This window comes from Dickeya undicola (assembly GCF_000784735.1).
Lineage (GTDB): Bacteria > Pseudomonadota > Gammaproteobacteria > Enterobacterales > Enterobacteriaceae > Dickeya > Dickeya undicola.
Genome location: NZ_JSYG01000039.1, coordinates 36,597 through 47,963, shown reverse-complemented (window position 1 = coordinate 47,963; position 11,367 = coordinate 36,597). Strand labels below are relative to the sequence as shown.

At 51.4% G+C, this 11,367-nt stretch carries 11 protein-coding genes; 5 read left to right on the top strand and 6 right to left on the bottom strand.

Going from position 1 to position 11,367, the window contains the following annotated elements:
• Positions 1–605: 605 nt before the first annotated feature.
• Positions 606–1,856 carry a D-amino acid dehydrogenase gene (locus OB87_RS18255; protein ID WP_033570817.1) on the bottom strand — a complete coding sequence of 417 codons (1,251 nt, stop codon included), beginning with the start codon at positions 1,854–1,856 and terminating at the stop codon, positions 606–608.
• Positions 1,857–2,163: 307 nt separating this feature from the next.
• Between OB87_RS18255 and OB87_RS18250 the strand changes: the two genes are divergently transcribed.
• Positions 2,164–3,699: a SpoVR family protein gene (locus OB87_RS18250; protein WP_033570816.1), complete on the top strand. Its 1,536-nt coding sequence runs from the start codon at positions 2,164–2,166 to the stop codon at positions 3,697–3,699.
• A 92-nt stretch (positions 3,700–3,791) separates the two neighbouring features.
• Here the strand turns inward: OB87_RS18250 and fadR are convergent, their stop codons facing one another.
• Positions 3,792–4,511, bottom strand: a complete 720-nt coding sequence (fadR, locus tag OB87_RS18245) for a fatty acid metabolism transcriptional regulator FadR (protein WP_033570815.1) — start codon at positions 4,509–4,511, stop codon at positions 3,792–3,794.
• Positions 4,512–5,729: 1,218 nt separating this feature from the next.
• On the opposite strand from fadR, the gene dsbB reads away from it, so the two are divergent.
• The gene (gene dsbB, locus OB87_RS18240) at positions 5,730–6,260 is read left to right on the top strand and encodes a disulfide bond formation protein DsbB (protein ID WP_033570814.1); all 531 of its coding nucleotides are present in this window, start codon (positions 5,730–5,732) and stop codon (positions 6,258–6,260) included.
• A gap of 114 nt (positions 6,261–6,374) precedes the next feature.
• Here dsbB and OB87_RS18235 read toward each other — a convergent pair whose 3' ends face one another.
• From OB87_RS18235 to OB87_RS18225, 3 genes are all read right to left on the bottom strand, one after another.
• Complete coding sequence (locus OB87_RS18235; protein ID WP_033570813.1) at positions 6,375–6,821, bottom strand: YcgN family cysteine cluster protein; 447 nt, start codon at positions 6,819–6,821, stop codon at positions 6,375–6,377.
• A gap of 104 nt (positions 6,822–6,925) precedes the next feature.
• Entirely contained in the window at positions 6,926–7,582 is a 657-nt protein-coding gene (locus OB87_RS18230; protein WP_033570812.1) for a fumarylacetoacetate hydrolase family protein, read from the bottom strand.
• Positions 7,583–7,956: 374 nt separating this feature from the next.
• A complete protein-coding gene (locus OB87_RS18225; protein ID WP_033570811.1) occupies positions 7,957–8,229 on the bottom strand; it encodes a YcgL domain-containing protein in 273 nt (90 codons plus the stop codon).
• 136 nt (positions 8,230–8,365) lie between these two features.
• On the opposite strand from OB87_RS18225, the gene minC reads away from it, so the two are divergent.
• The 3 genes from minC to minE are packed head-to-tail and all read left to right on the top strand — an operon-like array spanning position 8,366 to position 10,167.
• On the top strand, positions 8,366–9,049 hold the full coding sequence (gene minC / locus OB87_RS18220) for a septum site-determining protein MinC (protein WP_033570810.1): 684 nt from the start codon (positions 8,366–8,368) through the stop codon (positions 9,047–9,049).
• A 20-nt stretch (positions 9,050–9,069) separates the two neighbouring features.
• Positions 9,070–9,882, top strand: a complete 813-nt coding sequence (gene minD / locus OB87_RS18215) for a septum site-determining protein MinD (protein WP_033570809.1) — start codon at positions 9,070–9,072, stop codon at positions 9,880–9,882.
• 3 nt (positions 9,883–9,885) lie between these two features.
• Positions 9,886–10,167: a cell division topological specificity factor MinE gene (gene minE, locus OB87_RS18210; protein WP_033570808.1), complete on the top strand. Its 282-nt coding sequence runs from the start codon at positions 9,886–9,888 to the stop codon at positions 10,165–10,167.
• A 72-nt stretch (positions 10,168–10,239) separates the two neighbouring features.
• On the opposite strand, the gene rnd is transcribed toward minE, so the two are convergent.
• Positions 10,240–11,361 carry a ribonuclease D gene (gene rnd, locus OB87_RS18205; RefSeq protein ID WP_033570807.1) on the bottom strand — a complete coding sequence of 374 codons (1,122 nt, stop codon included), beginning with the start codon at positions 11,359–11,361 and terminating at the stop codon, positions 10,240–10,242.
• Between the last annotated feature and the right edge of the window lie 6 nt (positions 11,362–11,367).

The window sequence follows — 11,367 nt, the reverse complement described above, 5'->3', positions numbered from 1 at the left end:
CACCGCTTTCATCCCTGAACTCCTAAATAATAATGCACAAGGCAAACCCGTAACCTAACGGTACAAATGCGTAGCCCATTCAGTTCGCATGGCGCGAATAGCAGCTGAACAGATCTGTATCGTTTTTTGTTTTATGCCAAAACGCTGCCGCGATATCGGCTGCTGTGTATTTCCGTCGGGGCGACGGCGAGGAAAAGCAGGATGTAAGAAGCAAGAAGGAATGACAGCAGGAACCGCCAACGCCCTGTTACGCAAACCACATCCATGCAGTAATAATCGGCGTCATATTAATTCGTCATCTTTTCAAAAACAATACAAAAATTTACAAAAAAATTCAATTAACACATAGAAAGAGAATAATTCAACAGACTGATATTAATAATTTTTTTGACACATCAGCCTCTTTTTCCTGTCTTCAGGAATCAACTGACCGCTTATTTATTCATGAAAAAGTAAGCGAGTGAAAACCAGACGAAAATCCAGATGACAACCGGATAACAGAGGCGTGTTGTTTACCCTCATTATGTTTCACGGCTTTTTAACAGGGTTTACAGATAAAGCAAACCGCCCCAATGGGACGGTTTGCTAGCGATGGAAATCACAGGTTAGGCATAACGGGAGAAGGAAAGATCATCGTATTCGATTGCTGGCGTATTACCGGAAATGATATCAGCCAGCAATTGGCCGGAACCGCATCCCATCGTCCAGCCCAATGTACCGTGCCCGGTGTTTAGATAGAGATTTTGTAATGGCGAACGCCCGACCAACGGTGTGCCATCTGGCGTCATCGGTCGTAATCCGGTCCAGAATGTCGCCTGTTCTATCGGCCCACAGTCTGGGTACAGATCACGCACCACCATCTCCAACGTTTCACGGCGTTTCTGATTCAGAGAAAGATCAAAACCAGCGATTTCCGCCATACCGCCAACGCGGATACGCTGGTCAAAGCGGGTAATAGCGATTTTATAGGTTTCATCCAGTACGGTGGAAATCGGTGCCCCTTCCTCGCTGGATAGCGGAATGGTCAACGAATAGCCCTTCAACGGATAGACAGGAATGTCGAACCATTTTTCCAATAGGCCACGGGAATAAGAACCACACGCCATGACATACGCGTCAGCGGTGATCTTTTCGCCGTTGCAATACACCGCGCTGACTCGCTGCCCCTCTACATCAAGATGTTGCACGATGCTGTCGAAACGGAACCTGACACCGGCCTGTGCCGCCATTGTCGCCAATTGCTGGGTAAACAGCTGGCAATCACCGGTTTCATCGTGCGGCAGGCGCAACCCACCGGACAGTTTATGACGCACACCAGCCAGCGCCGGTTCAACCGTGGCCAGTTGGTCAGCGTCCAGCAGTTCATAAGGTACGCCAGCGTCTTTCAGTACGGCGATATCACGGTAAGCGTTTTCATACTGCTGCGGGGTACGAAACAGTTGTAACGTGCCGCCCTGACGCCCTTCATAGGCAATACCGGTCTTGGTGCGCAACGCCTGCAGACAATCACGGCTATATTCAGCCAATCTGACCATACGGGCTTTATTGACACGATAATGTGCGCTGTCGCAATTCAGCAGCATCTGCCACATCCAACGGAGTTGCGTGGCGGTAAAGTCCGGGCGAATCGCCAGTGGTGCGTGCCGCTGAAACAACCACTTAACCGCTTTGAGCGGAATGCCCGGTGCAGCCCAGGGGGCAGAATAGCCTGGAGAAATCTGACCCGCGTTGGCGGCGCTGGTTTCCAACGCCGGTTCAGCCTGCCGGTCAATAACGGTGACATCATGCCCTGATTGCGCCAGATACCAGGCTGTGCTGACGCCGATAACACCACTCCCTAAAACAACCACCTTCATTATTACTGTTCTCCCTACTACCTTCGCCAGTCCCGCGGAATATGCTGCATAACGCCGTAAACACCAAAATAAACGTCTACTTTAGCATTTGGCTATTAATTGTCATCTGTTGCAGATATAGCTTTTATTTATTATGAGAGAGTGAACACGGCAACGTAGGATAAAGGCAGGCAACGTGCAGCCGATCAGGCATAGCGCGCGAAGGCTTCATCCAAGCTACCGATTTCACACCACTTTTCTCAAAGTAAGCTACGATTAAATAGGCCGACGCAATGAGGCGGCGGCTGTTATTGTGAGGGGTGCGCTGATGGTTATATCGACTGATGAGCGGGTAACGAACCCACAACGTCTGAGTGACGGACCTGACTGGACATTCGATTTGCTGCAGGTCTATCTGGATGAAATTGACCGGGTAGCCAAACTCTACCGTCTGGATACCTATCCCCACCAAATCGAGGTGATCACCTCCGAGCAGATGATGGACGCCTATTCCAGCATCGGGATGCCCATCAACTATGCCCACTGGTCATTCGGCAAAAAATTCATCGAAACCGAGCAACGCTACAAGCACGGTCAACAGGGGCTGGCTTACGAAATCGTTATCAATTCCAATCCCTGCATTGCCTACCTGATGGAAGAGAACACCATGCCGATGCAGGCACTGGTGATGGCTCACGCCTGTTATGGTCACAACTCGTTTTTCAAGGGTAACTACCTGTTTCGTAGTTGGACCGACGCCAGTTCAATCGTCGATTATCTGCTGTTTGCCCGTCAATACATCGCCCAATGCGAAGAACGCCACGGCGTTGACGAGGTGGAAAAATTGCTCGACTCCTGCCACGCATTGATGAATTACGGCGTGGATCGCTACAAACGACCGCAAAAAATCTCGCTGGAAGAGGAAAAACTGCGTCAAAAAAGCCGTGAAGCCTATCTGCAGAGCCAGGTAAACGAACTCTGGCGCACGCTTCCCCGCCGCGAGCAAGGAACATCACCGGAAAAAGCCCGCCGTTTCCCGAATGAGCCACAAGAAAACTTGCTCTATTTCATGGAGAAAAATGCCCCGCTGCTGGAACCCTGGCAGCGTGAAATCCTGCGTATCGTGCGTAAAATCAGCCAGTATTTTTACCCGCAAAAACAGACGCAGGTAATGAATGAAGGCTGGGCCACGTTCTGGCACTACAGTATCCTCAATCACCTCTATGACGAGGGAAAACTGTCCGACCGCTTTATGCTGGAGTTTCTTCACAGCCATACCAACGTGGTCTTTCAGCCACCGTACAACAGCCCTTACTATAATGGCATCAACCCCTATGCACTCGGCTTCGCCATGTTTCAGGACATCAAGCGTATCTGTCAGGAGCCAACGGAAGAAGACCGCTACTGGTTCCCGGACATTGCGGGCAAAGACTGGCTGGATACGTTGCACTTCGCGATGCAGAACTTTAAGGATGAGAGTTTCATCAGCCAGTTCCTGTCGCCTAAGGTAATGCGCGATTTCCGCCTGTTTACCGTTCTGGATGATGACCACAATAATTATCTGGAGATTGCCGCCATCCATGATGAAAAAGGCTACCGCAAGATCCGTCAGGAACTCTCTTCCCAGTACAACCTGAGCAACATCGAACCTAACATTCAGGTCTGGAATGTGGATTTACGCGGCAACCGCTCGCTGACGTTGCGCTACGTGCCGCAAAATCGCGCACCGCTGGACAAAAGTAGTCATGAGGTGATGAAGCATGTGTACCGGTTATGGGGATTCGAGGTAACGCTGGAGCAGATAAATGAGGATGGCAGCGTCGAACTGATTGACCGTTGCCCACCGCGTAACACCGCCCTATGACGCACGAGTGAAAAGGCAGCAACAAAAACGGGTAGCTGAAATCGCTACCCGTTTTTCTATCTGGCAGGTTTTATCAACCTGCGGTTTATCTACTAACCGCGGCCTTCGGCCAGATCACGCGGAATGGCACTCTGCATACTGTGCCACAGCGCTCCACTCTCTTTACCGTACTGGCGAATGACATCAGGAACCTGTTCATACAGCCCATCACGACTCAACGACTCCAGACGATGATAGAATGCCAGCGCCGTTTTACGCGCTTCCTGATTGGAGAAGTAATAGCGGCCAACACGGATATACAATCCTTTCAAGCCATTGATAATCAGGCCATAGATCGGGTTGCCAGAGGCAAACGCTAATCCGCGGAACACGTTGTAATCAAGCTCAGCGTAAGCATCTGATGTATCGTTGACTGATTCAGCCAGCTTAAGAATTTCCACTGACTTAGCCGGATGCAGACGAATCGCGGTGCGAATGAAAATCCCGGCGATATTGGTACGCACCGCCAGTAGGTTATCAATCAATTGAGGAACGCTGTCATGGTCCAGCCGGGCCAGCGTTTCAAGAATATTCAGCCCGGACGTTTCCCAAAAGTTGTTGATTTTGGTTGGTTTACCGTGCTGAATCGTCAGCCATCCGTCACGAGATAAACGTTGCAGTACCTCGCGCAACGTAGTACGCGTGACCCCGATTAATTCGGACAACTCCCGCTCTGCGGGCAGAATAGATCCTGGGGGAAAACGATTATTCCATATACTTTCAATAATGTACTCTTCCGCGAATCCCGCCGGACTTTGCGCCTTTATAACCATAAGTTTATATTCCGTAGCGATGTTTACTAGTGAAAGTCAACATCATCATACCAAACGAACCCTACATCACATAGCATAGCAGGACCTGAAAATCTTAATTCGATATAAAAACTGTGACTAAAGACAATTCCTGCCAGACAAACGCGAATATGCCCCGTTTTACGATAATTTTCTTTAAACACACATCGATTGTTAAATTAAATTAACGTTAAAAGAAGAAAGCCAACGGTGCGGGATCCGCCACTTCAACCGCATTCTTCTGAAAACGTTTCTGGCAACATTCCGACTGGGTACAAGCCAGCATTCTATTATTGATGATTATCAATCACCTGCTGTTCTTTCTGTTCAACGCTTTTGCCACCGGCTGGTCGGCCAGGTGTTATTTCATTCTGGACAGCCGTTGAAATACAACGGGTCCCAACCCGGTTGTTCTGCCTGACATCGGGGACTATTTTCACTGGCATGACCAGTCCAGATCAAGTATGGCATGGTGTTACCAATAATATAAAATTTTTGTCATTGCCCGTTTCCAATGATAACGGGAATTGCGCTCCTCAAACAGGGCTTGCGGCTTATGCTTATCGTAGTCTGCTGAATACCTGATTGGTCGCGAATTCGTCGACGCCTGAACGGTGTGGGATATTCATTTTCCTGATACCTCGCCACCATACCGCTCACATCTCTATACCCGTCATACTTCAAGTTGCAGGTGTGTTGGCTGCGTTCATTCACCCGAATCACTTACCTAAGTAAGCTCATCGGGATTCACTCACTTGCCGCGTTACAAGGCTCAAATGAGCCTTGCCCTGAAGGGCCAACGCTTCGCGTTGTTCAAAACGCAATACGTTTTGTCCTGCAACTTGAATTATTTAGGGTATATACCCTATTGATATTTTCCACTATTTATCATTGTGTTGACCTCTCACCAGTCGGTGCGAACACTTCATTGATCAATACCGTCATGCACCAGCATAAATCGTGTATAGTAAGGGGCGGATTTCGCCATGAAACTGGCGTTCCCCCATAGAAAGCGTTAAAAACAGCAGAGTATTTGTTGGCACAGCAGAATCTCTCAGGCACTGATGCAAGTTCCGTGCGGTACAAGGCGTCACTGGCACTGCCGTAAGAAACGTCAGGTCACCCGGATCAGAGATTCAATGAGGGCAGCGAGCACGGTTATCACTGCCCATACTATCGTTTTTAGCATGGAATATTTTTATGTTGCGATTTTTGAACCGTTGCTCCCGTGGTCGGGGCGCCTGGCTTTTGATGGCGTTCACGGCACTGGTTTTTGAACTGATTGCCCTCTACTTCCAGTACGTGATGATGCTTAAACCCTGCGTACTGTGCATTTATCAACGCACCGCGCTCTATGGTGTGATGGCCGCCGGTCTTGTGGGTGCCGTCGCCCCCGGTACGCTGCTGCGCTATCCGGCTATCGGTTTATGGATTTACAGTGCCTGGGAAGGGTTATCACTGGCCATCAAACACACCAATATCCAGTTGCACCCGTCACCGTTCGTCACCTGCGACTTTTTTGTCAGCTTCCCGTCCTGGTTGCCGCTGGATAAATGGCTGCCAACGATTTTCACCGCCACCGGCGACTGTGCCGAGCGCCAGTGGAGTTTCCTGAATCTGGAAATGCCGCAGTGGATGATCGTGATTTTCGGTGCCTATCTGCTGGTCGCCGTGCTGGTACTGATTGCCCAACCTTTCCGCCCCAAACGCCGCGACCTGTTCGGTCGGTAAACGCGTTCTGAACCGGGTCTGACCGTTGTCGGCCCGGTTTAGCGATTATCCAGCCTTTTCAACGCAGCAGCATTGAGCAAATTGGCCGTCATCAGTGCGGCGATAAACAACGAATTATCTGGCCCACTCCGGTTTGTTCAGGATGTGATCCTGCCAGTCCATCACGTCACTTTCACGCACAGCGATGTTGCGTACCGAGATCCGTTGCTGGTGCATCGCCGCTTTAGAGCCAGACAACAACGGATGCCACGGTTGTAGCCCTTTCCCTTCGTGTATCAACCGGTAAGCGCAGGTTTCAGGCAACCAGTCAAACGACAACAGGTTTTCCCGCGTCAGCTTGATGCAGTCCGGCTCGTACTCAAACCGGCGCGCATAATTACGGCACTGGCAGCTTTTAATATTCAGCTGATTACAGGCTACATTGGTGAAATAGAGTTCCTCCGTGTCTTCATCGATCAGCTTGTGTAAACAGCAACGCCCGCAGCCGTCACAAAGTGCTTCCCACTCGTCGTCCGACATTTGCTCCAGGGTTTGGGTTTCCCAAAAGGGTTTTTGAGTCATAACTGCAATTCCGATGATGATAAACAGGGCGTCTGGTTGTGTATTGTAAAGGGGGATGAGGCGGGATACCACCCACGACAACGCCGCGGGTGGTCACAAGAGACTCAGATAACGTGGGTTGTCAGTACGCGATCGTTGAGCGTGATGGTTAATGCATCGCTCGGTTGCAGCGGCCCGACCCCTTGCGGTGTACCGGTCAGGATGATGTCGCCAGCGCGCAGGGTGAAAAAGCGGCTCATGTAGGCAATCAGCGGCAGAATCGGCGTGATCATGTCTCGTGTATTCCCCTGCTGACGCACTTCGCCATTGATGCTGATACCGAGTTCCGCCTGCTGCGGATCGCCAAATTCAGCCACCGGAATAAATCCAGACACCGGGCAGGAACCATCGAACCCTTTGGCTTTCTCCCACGGCTGCCCGGCTTTCTTGAACCCGGCCTGCAAGTCACGCAGCGTCAGATCCAGCGCCACACCGTAACCTGCAATCGCTCTGGCAACGCGCTCTTCGTTCGCTTGCTTGAGCGGCGTGCCGATCAACACCGCCAGTTCCACTTCATGGTGTACCGAGCCCAGATCTTTAGGAATCGCCACCGGCTGACGTAAATCGCATAACGCGGTTTCAGGCTTGATGAACAGAACCGGTTCCGCCGATTTGGCGCTGCCCATTTCACGAATGTGCTCGGAATAGTTGCTGCCGACGCAGACCACTTTGTTAACCGGAAAATCCAGTAATGCGCCCTGCCAGTCTCTGTGTTGATACATGTACCTTCTCCTGACCTTCTGTTAGCGGATAGCGCCAGCCTGTGATGACAGGCTCAGCTTGACCATCATACCGGCATCGCCAGCAAAAAAGTAAGCACGATTGATGAACAACAGTATCCAAAATTTATCATCATCCCCGGGCACTCTTTTGCGACCACTATCAAAACACCAGCCCAAGAAAGCAATTGCGCGGGATGGATGAAAATTCGTTTATTTAGTCACTGCGACGAATATACCTGTATATAAATCAGTATCGAGAAATAGCATCAACAGAATTAAACCATTGCCCGGTTTATTTCTGACACCCCTGTATTAAAAAACAGCGGCCCATTCCCGTCATCACATCGAACATTATCTGAAAAATAATTCGAGTATTATTTTTTTACACTTGCCTGCAGTTCATCCAATAGATTTTCTGGCGGCGGCGGTAGTTGCAGATAAAAACCCTGTTCGGTAAGCATCTGTTTTACTTTATTAATATCAGCTGACGCCAGTTTTTTCCTGCCATCAAGCGGTAATAACATGACCAAATGCGGCAGGCCGAAACTTTTCATCAGTTCGTCAGGTACGCGGGAAAAATCGTCTTTTTTTTCGACATAAAGATATGTTTGATCGCGTTTGGAACTTCTGTAGATCACACAATACATGTTTTTTACTCTGAACTAGGGGAATGGTGTCTTGCCTGTATTTTCATGTAACTATAACATGCTTAAAGCGCTCTGGAATATCATGCCTTAAAGGCTACTCTGGGGATTTAAAGATGCTGAAACTGAGTCAGGACAGATGTCACAAACGCCAATTGAGTTGAAAGGCAGCAACTTTACCTTATCCGTTGTTCATCTGCATGATGCGCAGCCCGATATTATTCACCAGGCCCTGCAGGAAAAGATCGAACAGGCACCGGCGTTTCTTAAAAACGCGCCGGTCGTCGTCAATGTCTCGACGCTGCCCGTCGACGCTGACTGGATTAAGCTCCAGCAGGCGATTACGGCTGCCGGTCTGCGGGTCGTGGGGGTAAGCGGGTGCGATGATGAGCAACTGAGGCTATCTATTACCAAAGCGGGGCTCCCGCTGTTGCGTGAAGGCAAGGAACGCCGGGCGACCCAACCTCCAGCCCCCGTCGCCGCACCGGTTAAAACCCGAGTAATCAATACCCCCGTCCGTTCCGGACAGCAGATTTACGCCCGCGACTGTGACCTTATCGTTACCAGCCATGTTAGCGCCGGTGCCGAGGTCATTGCCGATGGCAATATCCATATTTACGGCATGATGCGCGGCCGAGCGCTGGCGGGGGTTTCTGGCGATGTCAGCAGCCAGATCTTCTGCACCCATCTGGCCGCCGAGTTGGTGTCGATCGCCGGGCGTTACTGGCTTAGCGATCAGATACCGGAAAACTATTTCGGGAAGGCGGCACGCTTGAAACTCAGTCCGCCCGACCATGCTCTGACTATTCAACCTCTAGACTAGGCCCTTGGAAGGAATTATTTATGGCACGCATCATTGTTGTTACTTCAGGTAAAGGGGGCGTTGGCAAGACCACTTCAAGCGCGGCCATTGCTACCGGTTTAGCCCAAAAAGGTAAGAAGACGGTTGTCATTGATTTTGACATCGGTCTGCGTAACCTCGACCTGATCATGGGATGTGAGCGACGGGTCGTGTATGACTTTGTGAATGTCATCCAGAACGACGCTACCCTGAATCAGGCGCTGATAAAAGATAAGCGTACCGAAAATCTGTATATCCTGCCGGCATCGCAGACCCGCGATAAAGAAGCCCTGACCCGTGAGGGTGTGGATAAGGTACTCAAGGATCTGGCTGATATGGAGTTCGACTTCATTATCTGCGATTCCCCCGCTGGTATCGAAACCGGTGCGTTGATGGCGCTTTACTTTGCCGATGAAGCCATCATCACCACCAACCCGGAAGTGTCGTCAGTACGCGACTCCGACCGTATCCTGGGGATTTTATCCTCCAAGTCGCGCCGCGCCGAACAGGGCCAGGAGCCGATCAAAGAGCATTTGCTGCTCACCCGTTACAACCCAGGCCGCGTCAGCCGCGGCGACATGCTGAGCATGGAGGACGTGCTGGAAATTCTGCGCATTCCGCTGGTCGGCGTGATCCCGGAAGATCAGTCGGTGCTGCGTGCGTCCAACCAGGGTGAGCCAGTCATTCTGGACAAAGAGGCCGACGCGGGCAAAGCCTATGAGGACACCGTAGATCGTCTGCTGGGAGAAGAGCGGCCTTACCGTTTTATCGAGGAAGAGAAGAAAAGCTTCCTGAAACGACTCTTTGGGGGGTAAATCATGGCGTTACTTGATTTCTTTTTGTCCCGCAAAAAAACGACAGCCAATATCGCCAAGGAACGGCTACAGATTATTGTCGCGGAGCGACGCCGAGGGGACAGTGAACCGCATTACCTGCCGCAGTTAAAGCGCGATATTCTGGAAGTTATCTGCAAATACGTGCAGATTGACCCGGAAATGGTGACGGTACAGTTGGAACAGAAAGGCGACGACATTTCGGTACTGGAACTAAACGTTACCTTACCCGAAGCCGACGAGCCAACCACGCCCGCCGATAAATAATCACCGTTTCCTCTACACCAGCAGGAAACGATTTCGGTCGCCGCCCTTATCTGCAAGGGCGGCGTGCGGATATCAGTAATGCGCCAGAATATCTTTCAGACCGTCACCAAACAGGCGGCCACGCCAGCCAGTTACCATTTCAGGTTCATTTTCCGACAACGTTAGTTTCCAGTACCCGTTCAGCAAGCGGTTAATCTGCCGCCGGGATGCCAGCAATTCGGCCGACAATCCGCTTTGCTCCGCACACTGCTGCACCAGCGCCTTAATGTCGCGAAACGCTTTCTTATAGCCAGGATGATCGATCAGATTGGCTACCGGCGGTGGATAATCCGCCTCGCTCAGCGACGCACTTTCCGCCACCAGCGCCAGCAGCGTCTTGCCGTGATAACGAATTTCCGGCCCGCTCAACCCCAGCGAATCCAGCTCGCCAAGCGAACCCGGCAGACAGCGGGCCACTTGCCACAAGTTCTCTTCGCGAACGATAAAATTGACCGCGCTGTCGCGCTCCCGCGCCTTACGAAGACGCCACGCCGCCAGCTTCTGCAAGCAGGCCAGATGACGGCCACGCAGTTGCCAGGCATTGCCGATCTCCCGATACGCCACCTCCGGTGCCAGCACCTCCTGACGGCGTTGGCACAGTAACAGGCACTCGTCCAGCGCCGCTTCCAGCCAACCAGCCGCACGCGTTTCCTCCACCAGCGTTCTGGCGACCGGCAACAGATAGAACACGTCCGCCGCGGCGTACTGGCACTGTTTCTCGCTGAGTGGACGCGCCAGCCAGTCGGTGCGGGATTCGCTTTTATCCAGCACAACCTGACGGTAGTCGGCCACCAGCGCAGCAAAACCATAGGACAACGGCTTACCCAGAAACGCCGCCAGAATCTGGGTATCGATGAACGGCGACGGCAGGCAGCCGAACGCATTCAGAAACACTTCCAGGTCTTCACTACCGGCATGTAGAAACTTGGTCACCTGCGGGTTCTGCAACAGTGTGCGAAACGGTGCCCAGTCACTGATCGCCAATGGGTCGATCAGTGACAGATGGTCACCGTCATACAGCTGAATCAGCCCCAGTTGCGGGTAATAGGTACGGGTTCGGACAAACTCAGTGTCCAATGCCACCTCAGACACCGCGCACGCCTGCGCGCACACCGCTGATAATCCTTCATCGGTAGTAATCAACTGATAATTCAAAACGGT

Bases quoted from the DNA above. Each gene is read 5' to 3' on its own strand.
- minE (WP_033570808.1), top strand. From the start codon at position 9,886: ATGGCGTTACTTGATTTCTTTTTGTCCCGCAAAAAAACGACAGCCAAT.
- OB87_RS18250 (WP_033570816.1), top strand. From the start codon at position 2,164: ATGGTTATATCGACTGATGAGCGGGTAACGAACCCACAACGTCTGAGT.
- minD (WP_033570809.1), top strand. From the start codon at position 9,070: ATGGCACGCATCATTGTTGTTACTTCAGGTAAAGGGGGCGTTGGCAAG.
- OB87_RS18230 (WP_033570812.1), bottom strand. From the start codon at position 7,582: ATGTATCAACACAGAGACTGGCAGGGCGCATTACTGGATTTTCCGGTT.
- OB87_RS18255 (WP_033570817.1), bottom strand. From the start codon at position 1,856: ATGAAGGTGGTTGTTTTAGGGAGTGGTGTTATCGGCGTCAGCACAGCC.
- minC (WP_033570810.1), top strand. From the start codon at position 8,366: ATGTCACAAACGCCAATTGAGTTGAAAGGCAGCAACTTTACCTTATCC.
- OB87_RS18235 (WP_033570813.1), bottom strand. From the start codon at position 6,821: ATGACTCAAAAACCCTTTTGGGAAACCCAAACCCTGGAGCAAATGTCG.
- OB87_RS18225 (WP_033570811.1), bottom strand. From the start codon at position 8,229: ATGTATTGTGTGATCTACAGAAGTTCCAAACGCGATCAAACATATCTT.
- dsbB (WP_033570814.1), top strand. From the start codon at position 5,730: ATGTTGCGATTTTTGAACCGTTGCTCCCGTGGTCGGGGCGCCTGGCTT.
- fadR (WP_033570815.1), bottom strand. From the start codon at position 4,511: ATGGTTATAAAGGCGCAAAGTCCGGCGGGATTCGCGGAAGAGTACATT.